The organism is Peptoniphilus indolicus (assembly GCF_900454665.1).
Classification (GTDB): Bacteria; Bacillota; Clostridia; order Tissierellales; family Peptoniphilaceae; genus Peptoniphilus; species Peptoniphilus indolicus.
Genome location: NZ_UGTH01000001.1, coordinates 912,682 through 939,527 on the forward strand (window position 1 = coordinate 912,682; position 26,846 = coordinate 939,527).

The 26,846-nt window shown below is 28.6% G+C and carries 23 protein-coding genes, 1 pseudogene and 1 CRISPR repeat array (1 of these 25 running past the window's edge); of the genes and pseudogenes, 1 reads left to right on the forward strand and 23 read right to left on the reverse strand.

The window, feature by feature from the left end:
- Positions 1–1,491: direct repeats of the CRISPR family, unit length 30 nt; unit sequence ATTTACATTTCATTTTGATTCTATTAATAC; it begins 2,923 nt to the left of the window's first position.
- A 186-nt stretch (positions 1,492–1,677) separates the two neighbouring features.
- From cas2 to DYE58_RS04455, 14 genes are all read right to left on the reverse strand, one after another.
- Positions 1,678–1,956 carry a CRISPR-associated endonuclease Cas2 gene (cas2, locus tag DYE58_RS04395; protein WP_004820517.1) on the reverse strand — a complete coding sequence of 93 codons (279 nt, stop codon included), beginning with the start codon at positions 1,954–1,956 and terminating at the stop codon, positions 1,678–1,680.
- A 1-nt stretch (position 1,957) separates the two neighbouring features.
- A complete protein-coding gene (gene cas1b / locus DYE58_RS04400) occupies positions 1,958–2,950 on the reverse strand; it encodes a type I-B CRISPR-associated endonuclease Cas1b (RefSeq protein ID WP_172463317.1) in 993 nt (330 codons plus the stop codon).
- A gap of 9 nt (positions 2,951–2,959) precedes the next feature.
- On the reverse strand, positions 2,960–3,451 hold the full coding sequence (gene cas4, locus DYE58_RS11040; protein ID WP_004820511.1) for a CRISPR-associated protein Cas4: 492 nt from the start codon (positions 3,449–3,451) through the stop codon (positions 2,960–2,962).
- Between the two features lie 11 nt (positions 3,452–3,462).
- Complete coding sequence (gene cas3, locus DYE58_RS04405) at positions 3,463–5,772, reverse strand: CRISPR-associated helicase Cas3' (protein ID WP_245946051.1); 2,310 nt, start codon at positions 5,770–5,772, stop codon at positions 3,463–3,465.
- A 10-nt stretch (positions 5,773–5,782) separates the two neighbouring features.
- Positions 5,783–6,577, reverse strand: a complete 795-nt coding sequence (gene cas5, locus DYE58_RS04410; RefSeq protein WP_115312053.1) for a CRISPR-associated protein Cas5 — start codon at positions 6,575–6,577, stop codon at positions 5,783–5,785.
- Complete coding sequence (gene cas7i, locus DYE58_RS04415; RefSeq protein WP_004820503.1) at positions 6,564–7,448, reverse strand: type I-B CRISPR-associated protein Cas7/Cst2/DevR; 885 nt, start codon at positions 7,446–7,448, stop codon at positions 6,564–6,566. The genes cas5 and cas7i overlap by 14 nt, the downstream gene beginning before the upstream one ends.
- Positions 7,445–9,151: a type I-B CRISPR-associated protein Cas8b1/Cst1 gene (gene cas8a1 / locus DYE58_RS04420; RefSeq protein WP_115312054.1), complete on the reverse strand. Its 1,707-nt coding sequence runs from the start codon at positions 9,149–9,151 to the stop codon at positions 7,445–7,447. The genes cas7i and cas8a1 overlap by 4 nt, the downstream gene beginning before the upstream one ends.
- An 8-nt stretch (positions 9,152–9,159) precedes the next feature.
- Complete coding sequence (gene cas6, locus DYE58_RS04425) at positions 9,160–9,879, reverse strand: CRISPR-associated endoribonuclease Cas6 (RefSeq protein WP_040552280.1); 720 nt, start codon at positions 9,877–9,879, stop codon at positions 9,160–9,162.
- A 272-nt stretch (positions 9,880–10,151) separates the two neighbouring features.
- Positions 10,152–11,339 (reverse strand): M20 metallopeptidase family protein, encoded by a 1,188-nt coding sequence (locus DYE58_RS04430; protein ID WP_115312055.1) that lies wholly within the window; start codon positions 11,337–11,339, stop codon positions 10,152–10,154.
- Between the two features lie 54 nt (positions 11,340–11,393).
- A complete protein-coding gene (gene glsA / locus DYE58_RS04435) occupies positions 11,394–12,323 on the reverse strand; it encodes a glutaminase A (RefSeq protein WP_172463318.1) in 930 nt (309 codons plus the stop codon).
- 20 nt (positions 12,324–12,343) lie between these two features.
- A complete protein-coding gene (locus DYE58_RS04440) occupies positions 12,344–13,054 on the reverse strand; it encodes a hypothetical protein (protein ID WP_004820489.1) in 711 nt (236 codons plus the stop codon).
- A 10-nt stretch (positions 13,055–13,064) separates the two neighbouring features.
- The gene (locus tag DYE58_RS04445) at positions 13,065–13,784 is read right to left on the reverse strand and encodes a DUF5058 family protein (RefSeq protein ID WP_040552278.1); all 720 of its coding nucleotides are present in this window, start codon (positions 13,782–13,784) and stop codon (positions 13,065–13,067) included.
- A gap of 168 nt (positions 13,785–13,952) precedes the next feature.
- Positions 13,953–15,350 carry an amidohydrolase gene (locus DYE58_RS04450; RefSeq protein ID WP_004820485.1) on the reverse strand — a complete coding sequence of 466 codons (1,398 nt, stop codon included), beginning with the start codon at positions 15,348–15,350 and terminating at the stop codon, positions 13,953–13,955.
- A 29-nt stretch (positions 15,351–15,379) separates the two neighbouring features.
- Positions 15,380–16,738, reverse strand: coding sequence for a sodium/glutamate symporter (locus DYE58_RS04455; RefSeq protein WP_115312057.1), 1,359 nt, complete (start codon positions 16,736–16,738; stop codon positions 15,380–15,382).
- A 763-nt stretch (positions 16,739–17,501) separates the two neighbouring features.
- Between DYE58_RS04455 and DYE58_RS04460 the strand changes: the two genes are divergently transcribed.
- Positions 17,502–18,179: a GntR family transcriptional regulator gene (locus tag DYE58_RS04460; RefSeq protein ID WP_115312058.1), complete on the forward strand. Its 678-nt coding sequence runs from the start codon at positions 17,502–17,504 to the stop codon at positions 18,177–18,179.
- Between the two features lie 243 nt (positions 18,180–18,422).
- Here the strand turns inward: DYE58_RS04460 and DYE58_RS11325 are convergent.
- From DYE58_RS11325 to DYE58_RS04500, 9 genes and pseudogenes are all read right to left on the reverse strand, one after another.
- Positions 18,423–18,584, reverse strand: a pseudogene (locus tag DYE58_RS11325) (LysM peptidoglycan-binding domain-containing protein); the annotation flags it as partial.
- Positions 18,585–18,882: 298 nt separating this feature from the next.
- Positions 18,883–20,151: a TRAP transporter large permease gene (locus DYE58_RS04465; RefSeq protein ID WP_004820477.1), complete on the reverse strand. Its 1,269-nt coding sequence runs from the start codon at positions 20,149–20,151 to the stop codon at positions 18,883–18,885.
- Positions 20,148–20,618 (reverse strand): TRAP transporter small permease, encoded by a 471-nt coding sequence (locus tag DYE58_RS04470; protein ID WP_004820475.1) that lies wholly within the window; start codon positions 20,616–20,618, stop codon positions 20,148–20,150. Before DYE58_RS04470 ends, DYE58_RS04465 begins: the two co-directional genes overlap by 4 nt.
- 9 nt (positions 20,619–20,627) lie before the next feature.
- Entirely contained in the window at positions 20,628–21,665 is a 1,038-nt protein-coding gene (locus DYE58_RS04475; protein ID WP_004820473.1) for a DctP family TRAP transporter solute-binding subunit, read from the reverse strand.
- 15 nt (positions 21,666–21,680) lie between these two features.
- The gene (locus tag DYE58_RS04480) at positions 21,681–22,352 is read right to left on the reverse strand and encodes a DUF2848 family protein (protein WP_004820471.1); all 672 of its coding nucleotides are present in this window, start codon (positions 22,350–22,352) and stop codon (positions 21,681–21,683) included.
- A gap of 11 nt (positions 22,353–22,363) precedes the next feature.
- Positions 22,364–23,131, reverse strand: coding sequence for a carbon-nitrogen family hydrolase (locus DYE58_RS04485; protein WP_004820468.1), 768 nt, complete (start codon positions 23,129–23,131; stop codon positions 22,364–22,366).
- A 1,251-nt stretch (positions 23,132–24,382) separates the two neighbouring features.
- Complete coding sequence (locus tag DYE58_RS04490) at positions 24,383–24,994, reverse strand: sortase (RefSeq protein WP_115312059.1); 612 nt, start codon at positions 24,992–24,994, stop codon at positions 24,383–24,385.
- Entirely contained in the window at positions 24,981–25,928 is a 948-nt protein-coding gene (locus DYE58_RS04495) for a Cna B-type domain-containing protein (protein ID WP_115312060.1), read from the reverse strand. Before DYE58_RS04495 ends, DYE58_RS04490 begins: the two co-directional genes overlap by 14 nt.
- Before the next feature lie 22 nt (positions 25,929–25,950).
- On the reverse strand, positions 25,951–26,781 hold the full coding sequence (locus DYE58_RS04500; protein WP_115312061.1) for a class C sortase: 831 nt from the start codon (positions 26,779–26,781) through the stop codon (positions 25,951–25,953).
- Positions 26,782–26,846 lie beyond the last annotated feature (65 nt).

The following is a 26,846-nucleotide window of genomic DNA, read 5'->3' on the forward strand; positions in this document are numbered from 1 at the left end:
TTTACATTTCATTTTGATTCTATTAATACGAATTGCCTCTTGATGATTATAACATACAAGAAATACATTTACATTTCATTTTGATTCTATTAATACTAGAAAAGCACGATTGTAAAACTGATAAAATTTTGGATTTACATTTCATTTTGATTCTATTAATACTTACTCCCCGTATGAAATTAGTATCTTCTATTAAATATTTACATTTCATTTTGATTCTATTAATACACTCTTTCTGCTATGTTGTAATACATCTTTCCATCATTTACATTTCATTTTGATTCTATTAATACCAAGAAATGTATAAATATCTTGAGCTAATTGCTATAATTTACATTTCATTTTGATTCTATTAATACCCGCAATGGAACTTCATAATCCCAATTTTAATTATTATTTACATTTCATTTTGATTCTATTAATACAAAACATTACTGATCGTACAGGAGATATAGAAGATATTTACATTTCATTTTGATTCTATTAATACTAGAAATCATCTTCGTCATCTTCATCATATACCATTATATTTACATTTCATTTTGATTCTATTAATACTTATTTGTTGTTCTGTTAAGTCATCTGCTACTATACAATTTACATTTCATTTTGATTCTATTAATACCTGATGTATTATTGACAGATCCGCCTTATAATACATTTACATTTCATTTTGATTCTATTAATACTAAATCCGTTTTTATACTTGTTACTACAACCAAACCCTATTTACATTTCATTTTGATTCTATTAATACGTTCCAAATTTGCTAGCACTTGGTTTGCGTTTTGCTATATTTACATTTCATTTTGATTCTATTAATACTCCATAACTTATTATGTATGTTATAATTATACTATATAATTTACATTTCATTTTGATTCTATTAATACAAATGTTTTGGCTGGATTGTGCAAATGTGCTTATTGATTTACATTTCATTTTGATTCTATTAATACCAATTAGAACATTAATCTTGTCTACAAATTCTTTTAAATTTACATTTCATTTTGATTCTATTAATACTCCACCTTGAGCCGCCCTTTCGTACTCAATAGACCTATTTACATTTCATTTTGATTCTATTAATACTCCAAATCTTTAGCGTGTTCAAAGTCAAATAATGTAATTTACATTTCATTTTGATTCTATTAATACTACTCCAGCACTAAAAACCATAACATTTAAATACTCATTTACATTTCATTTTGATTCTATTAATACAGCTTGGAGTATCTCTTGCAAATGAGTTGATGTTAAAATTTACATTTCATTTTGATTCTATTAATACAGTATTGAATCAATAAGAAAGGTGGTGGATTTATTAAAATTTACATTTCATTTTGATTCTATTAATACCCTTATAGGCGAAATGATAGAGTTTGTCCAAGAGTAATTTACATTTCATTTTGATTCTATTAATACACAAACAAAAACAGGCTTATAACTATAGTAAATTGGATTTACATTTCATTTTGATTCTATTAATACAGGTCTAATTTCAGGCCTCATACCAAGCTAGATTGAGCCCAATATTTTGTCTATGAATTAATTTATAAAAAAATCATTTCACTTATATCTAATATAATTTCAATCTGCAATTATAATCTAGCAAATAAGCCGTTTCAATCTAAATGTCGGTGCAACGTTATTATAACATAATTTCACATCGACATACTAAATAAAGTTAGAAGTCGCATCGTCTATAAGCCCTAAGAAATCTTTCTTTAACCATTTTGAATTATTGCTGTGAAAAACTATTATAGAGTCTCTATCTTTCCTTACATATTTTGAAATTTCTCTCTGTAACTTAGCATATTGTAACTCACTTAACTCTCCTTCAAATACAGACTTTTGAATATGTGTGAGATACTTTTTGCATATTTTAAAAACATTCCTAGATACTTTGGCTCCATCTTCATCTAATGTAATGTCATAAACTAAAATCATATACATACTACCACCATATTTTAAATCCTTTATATTCTTTTTCTCCAGTGAAATGTTTGATGAGTTTATAAGCTTCTAATCTCATTAAATATCTATAAGATACACTTTTATTCAAATCTTTATGTTTTATCGTCTTTTTAAGTCGTTCGTCATACTCTTTGACAATTTTTAATCTAGCATTTTCTTTTAAATATAAAAAATTTGATTCTTCTGCAAAGTCACTCTCTGTAATAATATTCTTATTTAGCAAATAAAAAATCATTCTATCCGCAATAAGAGGTTTAAAAATTTCAGATATATCGAGTGAAAGAGAGTATCTTTTTTCTCCTGGGACATGTAAATAACTTATCGTTGGATTAAGCTGTGTCTTGTATATTTCTGATAACACACTCGTATACACCAAGGTATTTATAAAAGATATTAAAGAATTAATCATATTGTCTGGTGGGCGTTTAACTCTTTTTTCAAAGTTAATTTCTTGTTTTATAATTTTATTCCATGATTCATAATAATTTTTACGAATGTTTCCTTCTACTCCCATCAACTCTTCTACAGTTTTAACTACACCTATTTTGGCACGTAAAAACTTAATTTCAGAAATTTCATCATCTAAATCAATTCCTCTTTGTCTATAGTATCTTAAATTTCTATAAATATTATATGTTCCCGCTTCTATAAATTCTTGAGCAAGTTTTAACCTACAATCTGGATTGATAAAATGTTCAACTTGCCTTACCAGTGTATATCCACTCACATTTTTATTTCTCGGTACAAATGATCCTGAGTAAAATCCATAATAATTAAAAAAGTGAATTGCAATATTATAGTTTGAAGCATGGTTTAGAAATCTTGTATTAAGAGTTTCTTCTCCAAATATGTATAAATTGGATATTACCTCAATAGGTATGTCTTTCTTTACATTTTCTTCAGTTATTATTGTAATAGTATTATCTTTTCTCTTTATTTCACCATTTTGAAAAATATAATAATCACTTTGCATCTTATCACCTCATATATAGCAATACTCATAATATGAACATTTTTTACATATCTTTTTCTCAACTAAATTAGGTACTTCCTTACAGTTAATTATACTGCTTATTTTTTCAATTACTTCTCTTAAATATATTATGTCTTCTTCTCTTAGCTCTACTATCTCTCTACTTCTTAATAATGGAAAATCAATGATCCCCTTTTCAACCTCTAACCCATTATCTTTTAAAATCATCATATAGTATTTTGTCTGCCAAATTGAAGCTTCCTCTACTATTTTTGACTTTTTTACTTCATGTACGATTTTCCAATCTTGTATGAAATCTATGTTTATAGATTCATCTATCAATATATGCTTCGTTTCCCTGCTATATGATGTTTCATCAAGTAATTTCCCCATCCCAACAATTTCACTGTTATGCTCCATATTTAAATCATGAGCAAAATACCATAGCTTTCTTTCACAAACATGATAATAATACACCATCAAACCCGTGACTTTTTTCATTAAAAACACCTCTAAAAGAAATTATCATATAAATTTTCGCTCTTTTCTTTTTCTTTTCTTCTAAACCCCAATTCATAATCATAATCGCATTCCACTACTTTAAGTTTTTGATACTTGCTTATTTCAATCTCACAATAGTCCATGTTAATCAAAGCTCTTGATTCTATATCTAACGTATATCCCATAAGTTTTTCCCTTTCTCTTAACTTATCATATTGAGTATATTCGTTTGATTTAATTATATTTAATATTTCATTGATATCTCTCAAATTATTTTCATAGACTGGTCTAGGCATTATAGTTTCTGACATAATATTTCTAAATAGTTTTTGCGCTTCTTCTTTAGAAAACTCTGCATGAAACAAATTTTTTGTGTATTCAATTGTCTTTTCAATCTCTTTATAGTACTTTGTTTCTTTAACATTTTCCGATGAAAGAGTTTCTTCAACTAATTTCATCTTATCTAATTCTCTCAATTCACTTGAATTATTATCAAAAAATTCTCTAATATATTTTTTTGATAAATCAAATAAATCTCTATCAATAATACTTACTATACCTGAAGTAGCTCTATCGCCTCCATCATATACATAACAATTGTACCCTTCTCCTATCCATTCTCTATTTCTATAACACCTGCCAAATCTTTGTAAAAGACTTGATATTTCGGATAATTCAGTAAGTAATACATCAAAATCTATATCTAATGATGCTTCTGCAATTGAAGATGTTATCCATATTCCCTTCTTCTTGTTTGGATTCCCTTCATCGTCAAAAAGTTTGCCAAAGTCAATTATTTCTTTAGACTTCTTTTCTTTATGCATTTTAATGTACTTTCCATGCAGCATATTCAATTTAATACCTAATTCATTTTCTTCTATAAGTTTTTGCAAATCTTGGTACATCTCTTGACATTTTTTTACAGTGTTGCAGATTACCAAAACTCTATTGTCTGTATATTTTTCAATAACATCATTGGCAGTTAACTGCTCTCTTACCACAGATACGCTATGTCTTATTCTGTCATTTACAAAAGCTTTATCTGGCATATCAAATTTGAGTCCTTCTCTTTTCATTAGTTTCTTTAAAAACCCAGGAAATGTAGCTGTAAGTATTGCATATTTTCCACCAACATCTTGAATCATCTTTAAACCACGTATTAAATAACCAACTAAGTCAGCACTGTACATTTGAATTTCATCAATGATAATTTTTGAATAAGATAGCGTTGCCAACTTAGATTCAAAATTCCTATGTAAAAATACAAAAGTAAACAGTTGGTCCAATGTACAAATTGTTAGCGGTAATGAAAGTTGCTTTGTGCTTGAAAAATATTCATCTAAATTATTTATTTTACCACTATCTAATTCCTCTAAATATATACTCTTTGTCCCAGAATGTAGTACTCCTACTTTTTCGTCAAAATTTTCACCATCCAATAAATCATCTTTTATACGATTATATATTGCATTTATAGCTGTTCTAATTGGCAATGTGAAGAACCCTTTATTATTACCTAACCACCAAAGTCCTGCTTCAGTTTTTCCCATTCCCGTTTGAGCTATTATAACCAAATTTTTATCTTGATTATTCATCATATATCTTTGAAGTTCATTCCAGTCGGGAGCATCTTTACCTATTTTCTTCAACTTAACAGATAATTTATTCATAAAATTTGATAGTGCTATTTCAAGAAAGTCATTTTTTCTATCTACATCTAAATATCTTTGTGATGAATCTATGTATGCACTAGCTGCGTAGTCAATTTTATTTAACAATCCTTTTAGAAGTATATATTCATAATATAGCTCTTCTTTTTCAGTTATTTTAGACAGCTGTATATAATTGCTATTTAAAACTATTTTTTGTGGAAATTTAAATTTATCATATACAAAATCATCTCTGTATTCTTCCAAAAGGCTACAAGCTTTTTGTATACTCTCTTTTTCTATTTTCTTAATAGTATTTCTATGATGGTGAAAATAAATAGCAGAATATAAGATACATATTTTTTCTTTGACATTATCGTAATGAGAATATTTTTGTTTTAATTCCTCAACATCTAAAAAACATGCACTCAAAATTCCATGAGGAATTTCATTATCTATATTTTTAAATTTACTATTTTTATTTATCTTGCTTTGAAAGGAACTATTCATTTTACCTAAGTCATGATAAATGCATGCAATCTCCAGCAAAGTCCAATCTACATTTATATTGGGATATATCTCTTTTAACTTCGCTAACTGTATTAATAAATTATCCGTATGCTCTTGAATCGTTTCTATTGGATTAGACTTTGCCAAAAATTGCTTTTTCATAATTTACTCCTTAAGCTAAAAATACAAATTGTCCAGTACTATCTTCGCATTTACTACCTTCGCTTGTCGCTATAATTTTTGAAGTATAGATAACTTCAACTTTATTCCACAATCTAATATTTTTTATATTCTTACTATTTCCATAATTTTCTAAAAAATAATCTTTGTTAATCAACATTTTAGTTCCACTCTGAAAAGTACTAAAAGCTGAATCCTCAATTAATATATTGTCAAGAAAAGTATATGCACTCTCTTCGTAATTTTCACCATTGAAATGTATATACTTAAGGGGCACATAAGCGTAATAATTCTCGCCTAAATATTCTTCTCTTTCTAACTTTCTCTCTACTATATCCACTATCTCAACAGATTTGATATTTAATAAATCTTCTCTCCTACCTAAAGAAGGATATTCCCACGGAGTTTTTAATGAACTATAAATTTCTTGTACTCTTTCTTGATCTTCCGGCACTATATGAATAATTAGCTCCATTTGAGATAAAAGTTCAACTGTAGAAATCCCTTGTGCTACACCGTACCCATCAACATTAATATGGTGTCTTCCTTTCTCAAATTTGGTCCCATTGTTAAATTCATATCTTGTATATAAATCATTTGTCTTAGATACATATTTCCCTTGAACACTTACTTTCATTGGAATATACGATTCATATTTACACAAGTTATGGACCATTCCTATAATTGTAGAATAAGGTGGCAAAGGATAACTTTCTTTAATTTGGAAACTCATTGGTTTTCTATAGTTCACCAGATCTTGAAGAGCCACCATCTTAATGGCTCTCATAATAATCCTTCACCTCTTCTTTTATAGCTGAGAAAAATTCAGGCATCTTAACAGCATTTAACTTTTCAATGACTTCATTTTCATTTATAAATTTCCCTTTAACAATCGCGCAATGTGTTTGGTCTTTTATATTTCCATAAAGTAAATCTGTTATAGCCTCTACTTCAATCTTCCCATCATTCACTTCTACAACACTGCTGAAAAATGGATTTTTAATATCATAAACACCACCTATAACAAATAAAGGTTTTAAATCTTCTCTTCTACCTCTTATATCTCTATATAATAAAGCAACTGTGTCTAGTAACTTACCAACTCTTCTTGCTTTTTCAGTATTTTCTATCTCAATGTTATAAACTTCATCTATGCCTATTTGGTCTAAATCAGCTGTTATAGTGTATCTATACAATGACTTGTGTATTTCCGCTTGAGCAATATTCATATTTTCAGATAGTCTATCTGCCAGCCCCTTATTAGTTAAAAAATCTAAATCTCCCTTAAATGTCTCTAATGAAATTGCATTTGATAATCTAACTTTCGCTGATCTCTTCTTTCCACTTGATTTGGCTTCTGTTTTCAAATAGCCGAAGAAATCTATTTCTGGATATTTATCTATAGTAGCATCTTTAGAAAATTGAATAACTTTCTTGTCTCCCTTTCCTTCTGCATTAACCTCGGCTAATGGTTCGGACAATTGTTCTACAATATTGTATCTAAGCGCTTGTCTTGAAATATAAGTAAACTGCTCACCTTTATTTCTTGCTACTTTTTTAAGTGAAGCCACATTACCTACAGATTCGCCATAATTCGCACTTTCAGCTTCAAAAATTATAGTTAAAGTTAATCCCTTAGGATTTAATTGATTATTCATATTTCTCCTCCATTATCTTCAGAATCGTTCTTTGAATTATTTTGTTTTCCTAACATCCCCGCTATAAATGAATATCCTGCATTTTTAAACTTCAAATCATCTTCCATAGTATTTGAAAATACATCATCTATTTCTTCGTTTGCATACATACTCGCCTTAATCAAAGTATCCATGAATGCATGTTTATTAGAAGTTTTTAGTGCATTCAACATTCTATATGCTATTCCGTTCAACTTTTCTACAGCATTCATTTTTTTATATGAATCTCTTAATTTCTCTCCTGATAACCTGGAAAAATATAAATATTTTCCATTACTCTTGTCATTCATATATCCAACCTCCCTCAAATAACTATTATTAATTCTAATGACATTTTGAATATGTTCACTGCTATACCTAGTTTTATCTGTATTTGATATCTTATAATGAAGCATTTTATGAATAATTAAAAAATCATTTTGATTATTAAATAAATTGTTCATTACTTCATTATAAACATATACATTTTTCTTACCTTCTTCAAAGTAAGCCCCCCTGATAAATTTCAAACTGCCTGAACACTCATTAATAACTCTCTGAATTGGCCTATTCAAAATATTGAAAGAATACTTTACCTGGTCCGAATCAATATTTCTAAAAAATCTTACTATTTGAACATCGGATAACTCATACTTCATATCTTCATTTGACTTTTCATCCATATTTTTTTGAATTGCATAATAAATTGAAGTATTTTTATTGATTTCTTTGAATACATCCTCTTTGATATTATTATTTATTTCTATTAAGTTCTTAAAGTTGCTAGAATAATTTACAAATAGCCCTCTATTATAGGCGTAAGTAAATCCAGCTGGAATACAAGTGTACACAAGTTTACACATTGGACATATTCCTACATAATTATTAAAATCATATACGTGACTATTTTTTTTCTTTGTATCAAATCCTAATTCTCTTATAAAGCAAATATCATTATTCAAAGATGAAATCCTTGAACCACATGACATACATAAATATCTTGATTTATTTTTCTTTTCTTCATATTCATCTAAATATTCAATTGCCGGTTTTACAAAATAATTTGCAATTTCATCATACATATCAGGATTTTTATTTTGTCTATTAAGTATGCTAACATTGTCCCATGCATTACGAATTATATTATAAATTATATTTTGGGCTCCTATATATTTTTTAGTATCCTTAAACTTAAAATAATCTATAGTTTCTTTGAGTAGTGAAATTTGATATTTAATTTCTGACATCTTACTTTCTACAGTATCTTTTTTAGAGAGCTTAATCTTTTTTAATTCTTTTTCCTTAACTAATGGATTGAACTCACTATCTATCAATGAGTATGCTTTTTTATATGAATTACTTATCATGTATTTCTTTACATTATCTATTTGTATGTTAAGGTTTTCCAATGACTTATCATTAAAATTTTTAAAATCTTCTGACTCCCAATTTAAAATACTATTTTCAAATGACACTATCCTATTAATTGAAAGTGTTAAATAATATGTGTCAATCAAATACTTAAAATAATATTCTTCAAATTTTTCAAGTGCTTCAAGTTCAAAACTAATTCCCTCTTTTGATACTTCAACATACTCATCTTTATACTTTAATATATTATATAATCCGAGCAATCCTGTATTGTACAACCAATCTCCTGTTTTTAACTCAATTCTTTTCTCCATACCTCCTCCTATACTACTGTAAGCATTCCAAAACCACTATTTTTAAAATTCCCTGCTCCCGCATTCAACATATAACTTAATATGTATGGTTTTGCAGTTACTTTCAAAGTTGTCAAATTGGAAAGAACTTCTATTCCATAGTGTTTTACTTTTACCGTTTTATTGGATATCACTTTTACATCAATCTCATCTAAATCATAAATACTTTCTGGCAAATCTTCTAAAATTTGATTTTTTAAATTTTCAATAAACAACTCATAGCCTTTGTTATCACTTAATGAATGATACCAATCAGTATTATTTTCCTTGTGATGCTCTCTCACCACAATTGGAGAGCTAGTTTTAAAGACTACACACTCCCCAGTAAATAGCTTTTCATTCAATAAAGATATATTCACTATCTTTAATTCTAAATCTTTGTACGAAATCACATCTCCTTTTGACCTTACAAAGGCATTGTAAAATACAATCCCCAACTTCAAATCAGCCGCTGAGAAAAATAGACTCACCTTTTTCCCTGGAATAGTAATGCTTTCTCTATTAAATTTACATTTAGGCATGTTTAGCGAGAATGTAAACTTCTTTCTTTTAGCACCACTTTCATATAACTCACGATATACCTCTTCATCTGATTTTAATAATATTGTCTTAAATAAAGATATAAAAATTCTATTTTTATCTTTTGGAATTTCGTCTTTATTTAATAATAAATCTACTTTTAATCTCACTTCCCCACCTCCTCTTTTGATTAGCTTAAGCTTACTACTAACATTATTTTTTGTCAACCATATTTGGTATATAAATTCTTTGATTTAAATTATATATTTTTTAACTCATATTGTGCTATAATGAACAGTAAATATAATCAATGTGAAATGTAAATTATTTTGTATACAAAAACATTAATAGAATCAAATTGAAAACATAATTTAAAAACTTATTTAACTTAAAAATGGTATTGTGTAAAAATCAACTTCAAACACAATACCATTTTCTAATTTTATTTATTGCTTTCTGTAAACTCAAATGCCAACTTGGCTAGCATTGCACTTCCTCTATACAGCACTTCATCATTTGGTGAGAAGTGAGAATTGTGCAAAGGCCAATAGTCTTTATCTTGTTCCGCTGTTCCCAACCAAATAAATGATCCCGGTTTTTCTGCTAAATAAAATCCGAAATCTTCAGCTTTTAAAACAGGTTCTTTTACATCTTGAACATATTTTTCTCCAAATAAATCTAAAGCCACTTTTTTTGCATACTTTGTCATTTCAGAATCGTTTATTAAAGGAATGTACCCTCTTTGATAGTCTAGCTCACCTTTACAACCATATACCTTGCATATTCCTTCTAAAATTTCTTTTAACCTATTTTCAACTAAATCCCTAATTTCTGGAGATAGAGTTCTACAAGTTCCCTCAACCTTAAAATCTTCGGCTACGATATTATATCTAGTCCCTGCATTTATAGTTCCAACTGTTATAACAACATTGTCAATTGCTGAAATATTTCTACTCACTATATGTTGAATAGCGCCAACATATTCGCACCCTGCAACTATTGCGTCCACTCCGTTTTCAGGTCCAGCTGCGTGAGATGCTTTACCCTTTATATTTACATAAAAGTGATCTGATGCTGCCATCAAAGGACCTTCTTTAAATCCCATAACTCCAAATGGTAGCTCAGGCCATACATGGAACCCAAAAATAGCATCCACGTCCTTCAATGCACCTTCAAGTATCATAGACTTTGCTCCGCCTTCTGGAGAAAGTTCTTCTGCTGGTTGAAATATCAATCTTACACTACCTTTTAATTTATCTTTATTCTGATATATGATATTTGCCGCTCCAAGTACCATTGCAACATGATTATCATGTCCACAAGCGTGCATGTATCCTTTATTTTTAGAAGTACATTCTAAATCAGTTTCTTCTTCAATAGCTAAAGCGTCCATATCTGCTCTTAGGGCTACTTTTTTACCTGGCAAACCACCCGCTATGTTTGCTATAATTCCATGCTTTCCATTCCCTAAACCTGTTTGTATGTCTGTAATCCCAATATTTTTTAGTTCCTTTAATATTATCTGAGATGTAATTTCTTCAAAAGTTGAAGGCTCAGGATTACTGTGTAACTCTGCTCTTAAGCTCCTTAGATGATCAGATATTTTTTCTCCAAATTCTATATAATTCACATTTATCACCTACACATATTTAATCTTTAAATAAAAAATCAATTCTATAACTGTTTAATAAATACTAAATTCTAATTCATTTGATATTTTTTCTAATATTTTTATTCCGACTAAAGAATTCCCTTTAGAGTCTAAGCCTGGGCAATAAGTAGCTATACTCATTCCATTCTTTATAGTGGCTAATATGCCTCCTCCAACTCCACTTTTTGCCGGAATCCCTATATCCACTGCAAAATCTCCTGAATAATCATAAGTTCCACAAATTGCCATAAGAGTTCTTAAAATTCTTGAGTTTTTCTTAGATAGTATTTTTTCACCTTTTAAATTAACACCATCTCTTGCCAGTACACTTCCCATATATGCTAAATCTCTTGTATCTATCATAATAGTACAAGCTTTATTATATATCTCTAAAACATCTTTTACGTCAACTATTCCTGGAATTACTCTATTCTTTTGCATTGTGTACATTATTGCCAAGTTAGTATATCCTGTATCTTTGCTACTCTCATAAATTTCAACATTGTATTCTAAATTGTTATTATCGGTTAGTTTTTTGGTCATATCTATTACAGCTTTAAATGCCTCATCTTTGTTTCCATTAAATTTTTTTAATATAAAGTATGAAGTCATCAGAGCTCCAGCATTTATAAAAGGATTAATAGGTAATTTTCCTTCTGATTCTTCTAAATCTACAATACTGTTATATGCTTTTGAAGAACCCTTTACTCCAATATACTCCCTTATATAATCAAGTTCATAATTTTCTAACAAGACTGCATATAAAGAAATTTTAGCTATACTCATGATGCTAAATTGTATGTCCGTATCTCCTACTTCATATAGATTACCTTTATTGTCATAAACTGCTATTCCAACTTTACTCTTATCTACATTTGCTAAAGCAGGAATATAGTTTACCAAATTTCCATCATCAACAAATTCTTTGCCATAATCATATGCTTGTTTTAATATTTCTTTCACAAATATTCTCCTTACATAAATTATACTTTCTCTTTTTTTAACAGTTTTATTACATTAGATTTATATAAAATATACGCTATAAGAATGGAAACTCCAAGCATTACCAACATCGCATAACCTTCTTTCCCAGCTAAATTCATCACTAAAAAGTTAAATGCAAACACTAATACCAAATCTAATACTGCAACTAGAGGTTTCTTTGGAACGTTATAAGAACCCGCACTTGTATTTATAAATGCTGAAATCCCCATACTTCCATAAAGAGCTGGCATTATATATGATGTCGCTGTAGTTACTACTTCACTAGTTAGAATTGGCTCTAACGGAACTAACAGTATAAGTCCTATAAACACTACTATCATAGTCACCATACCTGAAATACATACTGCTATCATACCTATTACGTCTGCCATTTCAGACCCCGGAGTTGCATCAACTGAATTTATAGCTGATAAATAACAAGGAAACTTAATATTAGTTACATTTCCCATTATAGAATTTATATAACACGTATTCCCTCCCATAGGTATCATTGAAAGCTGTTCTGCCAACGCTGTTGGAACATATAATGCAAGTAAAGGTCCTGCTACAGCAACTATTGCGCTTCCATCAGGCCACATATTATAAAATGTACACATAATTGTAGGAATAATGAGCATTATTCCAAGAGCAATTATCGTTGCTATCTTTCCATATAAATAAGTTTTTTCCATATATTCACTATGTTTCATATAAATCCTCCTATCCTATTACTTTAGTCAATACAACAGCAATAAACATTCCTATTATTAAGGCAAATGACATTACATAATCATTAAGCCACTTCATATTTAATTTTTTAGCTAAAATTGTAAGTATAAATGTAGTTACTGCACTCACAATTAAAGTTATTGCATGTATCTTTGATTTAGTCATTTGTACTACAACAAATACACTCATCATACCTGTTATCAATACTGATAGAGCTAAATCTCTAAAAGGAGTTTCTTTTTTCCCCGAAGTTGATACACTAGTGTGTAATTTTTTCAAAAAGAACACATTAAAAACCATACCAGCCATAATAGCTATACTCATCACAAACATTATTACTCCAACAGCTTTTAAATCTCCCGCCGCTTGGAAATCTGTAAAGTCTGCATATCCAGCCCCCTTTACAGATAAATCCGCAGCTGTGAGTTCATATGGCAAAGACCCTACTACTGATAATCTAAACCAAGGCCAAGGAGCTCCCAGTAGAGGTTTTAAAGTTATTAATCCTATTATTATTGAGATTGATGGCACAATTGAAAATACTACAGAACTCTTTATTACCGAATTTAATTTCTCTTTTGAAACATTTAACTCAAGCGCCCTCTTATATGCTCTTCTAAAAAAGAATAAACACATTAAAAATATACAAATTAAACCTATCCCTACAAGTAAGTACAATAACTTCCCATTCAAAACTTTATAAATATCCATATTAACCTCCCACTCAATATACTTAAGCATTACGCTATCTAATTAATATTGTACCATATGATTTTTCATGATATAAATTAATTTATTTTAATAATTTTTTTAATGCAACTAAAAAGCTAAATAGCTTATTTGATTTATAATCTAACAAACTATTTAGCTTCTTTAAACTTAGTCTTTTATATTAGGTTTTTTATTGTCCGGTATAGGACTAATAAATTCTGCACCTCGACTTTTTTCTAATTCTTCTTTAGCTTTTAAAATTAAATCCGGATCTTTTAATAACTTTTTAGCTGCCGTATATAATACTTCTCCTGCCTTATGCATTCCTTTCATCGCTATTGAAGACTTTCCTTGAGCAACCTCTTCCCAAGAATGTCCTATTGTGCCAAATGCAAAACAAGCAACTGCTATCTGAGCTGTGGGTACAACATTTGAAACATCTCCAACATCAGAAGAACCCATCATTATTTTATCTGTACTTAAATACTTAGAAATTTTTTCATGAAGAGAATGGTCCTTCATATATTCCATTTCTTCATTTGGATCTAAAACCATAGGTAAAACAATTTGGTTAGCAAAATTTATTTCCGGGTAAGTTTCTTTAAATTTAAAAGCATACTCCTTCTCTTCTTCAGTATATTTTACCGGTCCCACTTCTAAAAAGGCTTCATATAATAATTTTTCTAAAACTTTATTTGATATCATATTAGAACAAGCTTTATCAAATTCTATTTCATAATCAACGCCTGACATAAGCGCTGCACCTTTTACAATATCTTCAAATCTTTTATATAATTCTATAACAGATTTATTATTTTTAGATCTTACTAAATATAATCCTTCCGCTTCAGCTTGAACAACATTTGGAGATTTACTTCCTCCATTTAATATGGAATAATGAATCCTATCAGTATCTTCCATATGCTCTCTTAAAAATTGAATACCTATGTTTGTTAATTCCAAAGCATCTAATGCCGAACGTCCAAGATGTGGACTTGAAGCAGCATGTGCACTAACTCCCTTAAATCTAACATAGCTTTGAATATTAGACAGCATAGAGCCTGTTATTACATGATTGTGATTAAATGGATGCCAAGAAAATGCCACATCAACATCATCAAATACACCATATTTAGCCATAAAAGCTTTACCTGAGCCGCCTTCTTCTCCAGGACAACCATAATATATGACAGTAGCATCTATTTCATTCTCGATAATATAATCCTTTAGTTTGAGTGCAGCTTCCATTGCACCTACACCTAATAAATGATGTCCGCATCCATGTCCTGAACCGCCACACGTTAATTCTTCTTTTTTCAAACTATCAGCTTTTTGGCTTAATCCGGATAGTGCATCAAATTCGCCTAAGAATGCAATTTTAGGACCTGTTTTTCCATAAGTTGCCGAAAAAGCTGTGGGCATATACGCTAAATTATCTACAACTTCAAATCCATTATTCCTCATAAACTCCATTTGCAACTTAGCAGATTCAACTTCGTTAAACTTTAATTCTGCCAATTCCCAAATTTCTTTAGACAGCTTTTCCAATTCTTCACTATAAGTCATTTTAATCCTTCCTTCTAAAAACTATAAATTTATTTTATTAATTTCCTAACTATTATAGCTCCAATTGTTGATATAATAGTTATTCCGGATGTTAATATTAATGCATACATGGTCCCTTTAGTCAAAATTATATTCAAAATTAATGGCATTATCGCAAATGTCACAGCTGACATTATTGAAAAAGATATTGAATAATTTCCTATTACAGGACTTTTATATTCCGGATCACAAACTCTTAACAATAATAAACCTGTTAAAAATACGCCTGTACTCATTCCAAAAGTTGCCACCATATGTTCTAACCAATATTCAGATAAATACTTCTTACACATAATCAACAAATAGAAAGTTGTAAAAATATATCCCAATATACATAGAATTAATATAGGAACTATATAGTCTAAAACAGCCTTAACAGGTAAAGAAGCTATAGCTGCAATTACTGCAAACTCTGTAAAAGGCCCTGTAATTTTTCCTTTAGCATTAGAGTCTATTAAAAACCCTAAATTAAGTTTATTTATAATACCCCAAATTACAAACATCACTATAATTCCATATGCCCAAACTGAAATTGACTTAAAAGCAGGAACTTCATATTTCTTAGCCAATCCAAGTAACATATATGCAAAAAAACAACCTAAAAATATAATTGCTGCATGAAATGAAATTGTATCAACTGATGAAGGCTTTGTTGTTTCACGACCCAATGATTGTTGTAAGTCTACGTTTTTTTCATATCCAAGAGCCATATTTTCAGGTATGTCAGATGGTTTTTCTAAAATTTCTGTATAACCTTTTCTAGCACCCCAGTTTATTACCACCATACCTATTAATATACCACCAACAATTCCAAATGTAGCAGTTGTTATTGCCACTCCTTGCGCAGTTTCCCAATATGGCAAATTCATCTCTTGTAACATATTACCTAAAATGCCAGCTGTTCCATGCCCTCCTGAGTAACCTATCGGCAATTCCCATCCAAATGTAGGATACATATTTCCTCCACTATTAAATATTAAATTTACAACAAAGCCTACTATGTGTTGTAAATAATAAACTCCTAACATTATTAAAAGAAGAGGTAGTATGTTAAATAATTCTTTTTTTGATTTTACCCCCAATTTTAATCCTAAAGGAGTTGCTGTTACAACAGGTACTATTAAAATCCCAGGCAATAAAGACCAAGTAGTTATCCAATCTTCAGGTATAGGTAATACTTTTAATCCTATCGGGCCTAAAATCAATAGTATAAATCCTCCTATTACACTAGCCGGCATAAACGTTTTTTGCAAAAATTTTAATTTTGCTCTTAAAGCAAATCCCATTAATAGGAAAAATCCCAATACTCCTAAACTTTTTAGCAATTCTCCCAACATTGCACTTGTCATAATATCATCACCCTTCTTTTTAGTATATTACTATAGTAATACAAAAAACATGTTATTTCAAATTCAAACTTAAAAAACTATTATTTATTAAACTAAAAAATGACAAGATTTAAAAACTGATAATGCCCATTTAAGTATGAAAAAAAGAAAAGGTTACTTACCCCCTCATAAACGGTATAATTTTTAAAATTAAATAAAAAACAAACAGGTGAATTTATTGGAACTAAGTCCAAAATATTTAAAAAAGGATCTCATTATCTTAGACGTGCTGTTTAGTCTACAGAAACGGTTGCTCCTTTTAATGATCTGTCTCTTTCTGTTTATTACCAAGATCTAAAAAGTAGAGGTGAGTTTCAAAACACCGCTGTCGGTGCTGTTGCCAGAAAATTAATCAACATAATTTTTGCTGTTTTAAGAGACAACAAAGCTTATATCCCACATATTTAATTTTCACTTTATTTAATTATTTTTTGACCTATTTTGATAGGTCTGTTTTCCATGTTATTGTTTACATATTTTAGTTTTTGGTTTATTATTTATTTGCAAGTAGAAGGATACAACGCTAATGCTAAATTCTTACATCTACTTGTGATTTACAGATATTAAGAGTGCAGATAGCTTCCTCTTTTTACACATTGTATCTACATGCGATACACTAAAGATATCTATTGCCATTTAATAGCTGGTCTTTTGTTTCTTATATTAAATTTAACTAATATTTAGTTTGATTTTTATGATATAATATATTGATAGGAGATTAAATATGTTAAACATAAAATCATTTAGTGATGCCGCTTATGATGAAATTAAAGAACGTATTTTAAATGGTTTTTATACACCTGGTATGTCTTTAAATGAAAGAACTTTATCGGAAGACTTCGGAGTTAGTAGGACTCCAATTCGTGCAGCGTTACAAAAATTATCTATTGAGGGTTGGATTATAAACGAACCTTATAAAAAAAACGTTGTTAAACAATTTAATTTAAATGAAATTCTAGAAGCTCAAAAAGTAAGAACTGCATTAGAACTTATAGCAATTGTTGATGCAAGTAAAAATATTACAGATGAGGATATCCTTTATTTAGAAACATTAGTTGATGAACAAGAATATACTAAAGACTATAGTAAATCATTTAGTATAGATAGAATTTTTCATACTTTTATTTATGAAAAAAGTGGTAATACAATCTTGCTATCTGTATTAAATAATATTAGCGATATTGTCAGATATTTTGGACTCATGGCAATGTATTTACCTGGAAGAGATTCACAAACTATTACTGAACATAGAAAAATTGTATCTGCTCTGAAGACTAAAAATTTAGATAAAATTAATGAGGCTATGGAATATCACATGTCTCAAACTACATCTGCTCTACTACAACGTTTAAACATTAAAGAAAATTTAACAAAAAAAAAGATAGTGCCAGAGAATGATTAAAAATTGTTTTAAGATGATAACTGGCTTCTAATATGATATTTTTGTCATTATTTTTGATATATAGATTTATATCTTAAAAAGAATATCCAAAAAACACCTTAGACATATTAACGTTTTTATCTAAGCAACTTTTTGTACTTAATAGGGTCTGTTTGATTTTTTAATAGTTTCCTATGTAATTAATTCAAATTTATATCTGGCGCAATTAATTAAATATATCACAAATTACTGCTCTTATACCTCTAAATGTCTACGGTACTCATCTTTAAGAGATTCTTTTGTCCCATCAAAATTTTTATTCCATCTCATTAAAGATGATTTAGAAAGTTTATATATTCTTAATATAAAGGATAGAGAATACCCTCTCATATAAGATTTAACAACATGATATCTTGTATCTAAAATATGCGGTAAATATCTTTATTTTTTTGTATAATTGTATTCCTATGGAGCGTACTTTCTTTTTTTAATTTTAGTTAATTTAATTATATAGGTACTCTCTCTATTTTTCTTTTATTTAGTCTCGCATCTATTGTAATGCTACATAAAGTTCTGTATTAAAATTCATTTTTACTTTTAACATTAAAATATTTAGTACAAGCTTTTTATGATTAATTAATGCACTGATCAAACATTTCAAAAAAACGGCTTTCTCATTACAAGTTAACCGTTTTTATTTGAACATTTTTCAGCAGCTCTCATTTTATTTTACTAAAATATTAGGTAGTATTAAAACTAAATCTGGTATATATGTTATCAATAATAAGACTACTAAAAGTACACATAACATAGGTAATAAATCTTTAAATTGGTCTTTTAAAGAAACTTTAGCTATTGATCCAGCTACAAATAAACATACCCCTAAAGGTGGTGTACACATTCCTATAGTTAAATTAACAGCCATTATTAAGCCAAAATGGACTAAATTAATTCCAAACATTTGAGCTAATGGTAAAAATAAAGGTGTAAATATTACTACAGCAGAAGTTGTATCAATAAAGGTTCCTGCTATTAATAATATTATATTTACTATTAGTAATAATACTATTTTAGATGATACATTAGCAGATAAAAATGCACCTACTGTTTGAGGAATGTTATTCACCGTAATAACCCAAGTAAATAGTGAAGCAAAAGCTATTACTATTAATACTTGTCCTGTAGATTTAGCTGCATCCAGTAATATTTGCGGTAAATCTTTTATCTTTAATTCTTTATAAACAAACATTCCTGTTATTAATGCATAAAATGTTGCAACTGTTGCAGATTCTGTAGGACTAAATACTCCACTCATAATTCCACCTATAATAATTATAGGCATCATTAATGCTAATATTGCATCCTTTCCTGCCCCAATAATTTCACTAAAACTAGCCTTTTTATCTCTGCCTATGTAATTTCTTTTTTTCCCTATATAGTAAGAATATGCTATAAGTGCAACTCCCATTATTATTCCTGGAATAAATCCTCCTATAAATAGTTTCGCAACACTGACATTAGCCATTACCCCATATATTAGTAATGGTATACTCGGTGGAATAATGGGGCCTATTGAGCCTCCTGTCGCTAATAACGGAGCACAAAACTCCCTATCATATCCTTTCTCTACCATTATTGGTGTCATAATACCCCCTATAGCTGCAGTTGCAGCAATAGCTGAGCCTGTTATTGCCGCAAAAAACATGCAGGCTAAAATACTTACCATTGCTAGTCCACTAGGATGATGTCCTAACAATAAATCAGCAAAGTTTACAAGTCTATTGCTCATTCCTCCCTTAAACATTAATCCTCCTGAAAGTATGAAAAGAGGTATAGCAGTGAGTGCAATACTGTCCATTCCAGTAAACATTCTTTGCACAACCACAACTAATGGATACCCATCACTTATTATTTGTCCAAGTGATACAATTCCTAAAGCAAATGATATTGGGATCCCAATTAAAAATGATAAAAATAATATAACTATAATCATTTATTGTCCTCCTCTTTTAAATCTTTTAATAATTTAAATATATTCTGTATGTTATACATTATTAAATATATAGCATTAAATTGTATTGCTGTATAATATATATACATAGGCCAATTAGTATATGGAGCTTTTTGTGTGGTGCCTGTTAGTGTAAATTGAACTCCATAAACGATTAAGAAAATAAAAAATATCATTAAAACTAAATTTATTAATATATATAATATCTTTTGCTTCTTTTCAGATATAAAGCTAAATATTAAATCTATATTTAAATGATCTCCAGTTTTTAAACAATATGCTCCACCTGTTAAACATAGCCAAATAAAACTTAATCTAATTACATCTTGTCCCCATGGAACAGGTAATTTAAGTATAAACCTCATAATAACTTGATAAAATGTTGTAATAGAGAGCACTATTGTGCTCACTATCATTATCAATTGTATTATCTTGTCTAAAATTTTCATATTTCCCTCTTATTTTATAAAATCTCGAACTTCATCAACAAATTTTGGATCTACCATTTTTGCTACTTCATCTTGTTCATAGATGTCTTTTGTAACTTCCTTAAATGCATCTTTATTTACTTCAGTGACTATCATACCTGTTGATTTTAAATCGTCTAAATACTTAGCTTCATTATCAGCAACTATTTTTCTTTGTTCAATAGCAGATTCTTTAGCAGCGGTTTTGATATTTTCTTGTTGTTCTGGAGTTAATTTATCAAAAAAATCTTTATTCATTACATAGCTTATAGCACCATAAGTATGACCATCTAGTGAAAGATATTTTTGTACCTCATTAAACTTCATTGTGGCAATTGAAGCAACAGGATTTTCTTGTCCATCTACCATCCCTTGTTGTAATGCTGTATATAGTTCATTAAATGCTACTGGAACAGCTGATGCATTTAATGATTTCATCAATTCAAACCAAATTGGAGCTTCTTGCACACGAATAGAAAGACCCTTTAAATCTTCAGGATTGGATATTTCTAATTTTGAATTTGTAAAATGTCTAAAACCTAATTCTCCATAAGCTAAGTGTTTAAATCCAGCAGCTTCAAACTCTGGATCTAATTTTTCTGTGATTATTCCATCTAAAGCTTTATATGCTTGTTCAGAATTTTCAAATAAATAGGGTATTGTTAAAACTTGAATTTTTGGAACCCATGCTGGAAGTGTTCCATCCGATGTAACTATTGTCATAGGAATTGTTCCTAATTTTACACCTTCTGCAGCTTCTCTTTCTCCCCCAAGTTGAGAATTAGGATAAATGTTAACTATAAAATCTTCAGAACTTGATTCTAACTTTTCTTTAAACAAGTTTGCTGCAATTGTAGATTGATGTTCTTCATTTCCAGTTACAGCTATTTTAATTTCAACCTTATCTCCTTTTACCTCAGTAGTTGAAGTATTAGAAGCCTTTGTTTCCGTTTTTTGCTTATCATTACTACCACAAGCTGTCATTAACAATAGTCCTAATAAAATAATTCCTATTAACGTTTTTTTCATAAATATCCTCCTAATTTATCTAGCTACCTCTGGAATAATATTCACAGAATACTCAGTTGTAATTTTTCTACCTAATACATTATCAATTAACTCTAAATAAAACTTTTCTCCATATACATAATCATCTACCAATGGAACAGTTCCCGAAAAAATTATACAATCTTGAAGTTCGCCTACTCTATCACTTAATTCTTTTATAATTTCTTCTAATGATAAAATATCCGCCAAAGTTCCTTTTTGATAATATTTTCCATCATATTTAGAATTTAACTCTATCTCTTTAATATGATCTTTTATTTCATCATACTCCCAAATTCTTTTTGCAATAGGTTTTAAACTAACTTGTTTAGCTTTTGTTATAGATACAGACTCTAAATCTCTATCGGTATGATCACTTCCTAAACCTATGTAGAACTTTCCATCTTTTTTTAGAATTACATATTCACATTCTCCAGATGTTTTTTCTCCTACAAAATATAAATCGCTATTACTTGTTACAATTTCTTTTGATACCTCAAAAATTGTTGGAATTTTTGCCGGTGGCTCAACACCCAATTTTTCTTCCAATTCTTTTATATGTTCCATTATTTTTTCCATATTACTTCCAGAATAACCTATTACAAAAACCCTACTTGGATTTATATCTATAGGATACTCTCCACTTTTTGTTTCAACGCAAAACTGCATCACATTCCTCCTTATAATTTATATAATTCTTTTTTCCTATCCCTAAACACATTTATATTTTTTCTTATATCTTCTATTATTGATAAATCAATTACTCCAGTTTTTATTTCATTTTTAGTATCAGGAGTTATTACATATTCTCCCCAAGGATCTATTATCGCTGAATGTCCCCCAAAGTCTCCTGTACTATTTACGCAAACTACATACATTTGATTTTCTATAGCTCTAGCTCTATTTAACGTATCCCAATGTAGTTGTCGTTTTTGTGGCCAGGCTGCCGGTATAAATAATATTTGTATATCCTCTAGTGCATTCATCCTAGTCCATTCTACAAACCTTATATCATAACAAATACAAAGCCCACATTTTATCCCGTCTAATTCAAATGTGCATAATTTATCTCCGGATTGAAAAACTTCATCCTCTCCTGATGGAGAAAACAAATGAACTTTATCATATGAATTTACTAAATTCCCTTTTCTGTCAAAAATATAAGATGTATTATATAAAGTATTATTTTTCTTTCTTGCAATACTACCTCCAACAATATTCACATTATTTATTATTGCAAAATCACTTAAAAATTTTTGCGTTCTTTTTCCGTCAATATCCGCTAAATCTAGAACATTTTTTGGAAAAAAAGAAGTATTCCACATTTCTGGTAAAACGATTACATCTGGGGTTTTTTTAATAGCTTTTTCAAGTTCACTCTTTATTAATTTAAAATTTTCATCCACATTTCCCAGAGTTAATGAGTTTTGAATAAGTGCTAATTTCATATAACTTTACCTCCTTGTATTTGGTATACCATATTTAACGGAAGTTTGTCAATAAATTTATTAAACGTTATCCTATTATTGTTTTTAATTTTAAAATTTATTTCTTCATATGTTTATTTATAATTTACTCTCATATTTTTAACTTTCTATTATTCTATATTTTAATCTTTATTTCTATTGACTATTTTTTAATTAAAGGATTGCTTTTATTATAAGTTTATTTGAAGATTTTTTAATAATCTACCTAAGAAATATATGTATAATCTAATTTATACAGTCATTATATAAACACATTAAACTAACTAAATTAATCCAATTGCACTTAACTGCAATTTATAATATATTCAATACAGCTCAAGCAATAATCTATCTAAAAGTTCTAATTCTTAAAAATAAGCCCTTGGTAAACCGAGGGGCAAAGTGAATACATCCCCAGAAAAAATCTCCTGAGTTTTCTAATATTATTAAATTTTTAATGAATAGCATTATATCCGGACTGTTTGTTCCTGTTTTCTTATACATTTTATCTTGAAATAATACTAATTTTTATATTCATACATGCAAATGTAAGAGTTGATTTTAATTCCATTTCTCAGACCTTTTATGTTTGTGTACTTAAAAGCATGGAATCCTTTGGCATTTCCAAATTATCTTTCTCCAGTTTCTTTTATTTGTTTATATTCTTTTTCCCTTAATTCTGTATATAGTCTTCTGCTATATCTACATATCCTTGCCATATCTTTCTTGTGATTATTTTTTTGTGATTTTTACTTATTATGCACCTATATAATTTACATTTTTGGTTATTAACTTTATATATTGTAACCTTCTCTATCTGTTATACTATATGTCTAATATTTAGTTTCCCCGGCAGACATAATAATTACAATATTAGACATGTGCAAATTCTCTTTTGTAAACGGATTTTCTAATTTTTGTTTTACTTTTGAGATTGTATATGTTAATACTTATATTATTCCATTTTCTAGTAGTTTTTTTTGCTATTGTTTAGTATATGATCCCATGGTACTGATTATTCAATTGATATCATTTTAAATTGTTTTATTGTTTTTATTTGGCATTTCCCCACCACTTATATTATATATTATACTATTAAATGGCTTCTTTTACTGATTCTTAAGTAATAGAAAAATCACTAGAGTTTTATTTATCTAGTGACTTTGTCTATATTCTATAATAAGCTTTAAAAAGCTTATCATTTTACCTTTGATTATTATTTTTAGTAATTCTTTATACTCCATTAATAATTTCTTTTAATCTAATTACAGTTCTCTCTTTCCCTGACAAGGTACAAGTAAATATGGTCAAATCCCATTCTGCATTTTCATTATTAATAAGCAATTCAATATTAGTAGGATCTAATTTCTCAATGTTAATAACTTCAAAATTAAAAATATTTTTATTTACATCCAAAAACTCAACCCGATCTCCTTTATTTAGTGTATATAACTTTCCAAAATGACTTTTGTAATTATGTCCGGCTATTACCATATTTTTATCATATATTGAACCACTATACCTGCACGGAGAAATTTTTAATCTGTCATAATCCCATTCTTCCATTACAGGTAATCTGGTATTTAATTTCTCAATTGATAATTCCCCTATATAATTATACTTTCCAATTTTTACTGTCGGCATTGGAATGCCATTTAAATTTCTATACACATCAGCCTCATCAAGATATCTATTAGTTTTGTTCTCTATTTCATTTATCACTTCACTTGACTTTTCTCCTGCTGAATAATCCTCATAAATATTGTAAAAAATTAATAATACAGCTAAAAAAAAGAAAATATATCCTATTACAAAATATTTATTTTTAAATTCATTTATTCTCATTTTTCTTATCAGACATCTTTCCTATTATAAAAAATACTGATGCTAAAATTAATAAAATAATCACCGGATACCATAGTTGTCCTGTTTGAGGAACTTTTTCTTCCATTATTTTAAATGGCTCTTCTTCTTTTTCATTTTCTTCTCTTGTTAAATACTCTCCTTCAATATTAGATAATGTATTACAAATTTTTATAACTTCTCCATCTCTGTTAACTGTAACATAGTAATTTTTAGGTACATCTTTTTCAATTACATCATATGTGAAATCCGGAGATAAATTCTTCCATTCTATACACCAGTTGTTATATTTACTTAATTTTTCTTCTTCAAGTACTTGTCCATTTCTCAGTAGCTGAACATCTATACTATTAGGTCTATCTATACTATCCCCATCATCCCAAATTTTATAGACAATTAATTTTATTTTTTTATCTATTTTATTTTTTTCATATTTTAAATCCATTACAATTTCTCTATTACTATTTTCAGTAACTTCAAATAAAACAGGGGTTGGGTAATATCTATAATCTTTATTTAATTTTGTTTCTCCCATTATTAAATACAAGCCTGAATCTAAGGCTGTAAAATTTACACTATTAAAGCTATCTGTCACACCTTTTCTTAACTCTTTTAATCCATCCCTTTTTATATACGATTCTAAGGTATTAGCTACAGCTGCCTTATCCATAGAGCTATAATTAGATAAATCTACCCTATAATTTATAAATTCATTTACTAAATTATACTTACCTTCTTTACTTTTTTCAGCAATCTTATATAATTTAAACTCTGTATTCTCCAATTTATATTTTACACTAACAGTAGATTTGTAATTTCCTGCTTCAACATTATCTACAAACAAGCTTATAATAAGTATTTGGAGCAATACGAAAGCAGAAAAAAAGTTAAGTATATTTTTTAATTTTTTATTCATATATTTATCCTTTATCTATAAATCATCTTTTAGAAAGTAGTAATTCAACTAAAATCATAATAAACTTAACAATGTAAAAAATTAGTATCAAAATAATTAAACACACTATATTTATAACAATAGAGTTAAGCTCTATAGCATCTGCTGTAACTTTTATATTTGATAAATCAGTATTAATTCTACTCCCTCTTACCAAAAGTCTATGAGTATTCACCCCATATGGAGTACAAGTTTGTAAAGTAACATAGTCTTTCCCCTTGTCAATATTTAAATCATCCACTTCTTGTGGCAGTACTACTCTTACTTGATCAACTTCGTAGATCAAAGTTTCATTTAAAGTATTTAGTGTAAAAGTATCTCCATTTAAGAGTTTTTCAATATCAGTAAATAGTTTAGCAGAAGTAAGCCCCGTATGGCCTGAAATAACACTATGCGTATCCTTACCTCCAACAGGCAAAGATGTTCCCGGGATATGTCCAATAGCAACTTGTAAAACAGCTTCATCCGTTCCATGATAAATTGGAAGTCTCAAATTAATTTTTGGAATACTAATAACAGAAATAATTTCAGAGTCTTCTATTTTAAGCATAGAATTATATTTATCTAATTCTTTTTTACTCAATCTCAATCTATCGAGTGACTTGTCAACTAAACTTTCATTATATTTCCTAGCCTCTTTTAAAATATCTATATACTCTGTTTCATCTGATTTTTCTACTTTAGATACATAACTTTCTATTGCTATTGACTGGTGTTTGGCATTCCACCAATTACTAACCGTTGGATACAGTAATAAAACTATACCCGCTAAAATCACTATAGATACTACAATTGTTGACTTTCTAATTCCCATTTACAACATTTCCTTAAAATTTAAATTACGGAGGGATTTCTCCCTCCTTCTATAATAATTATTTA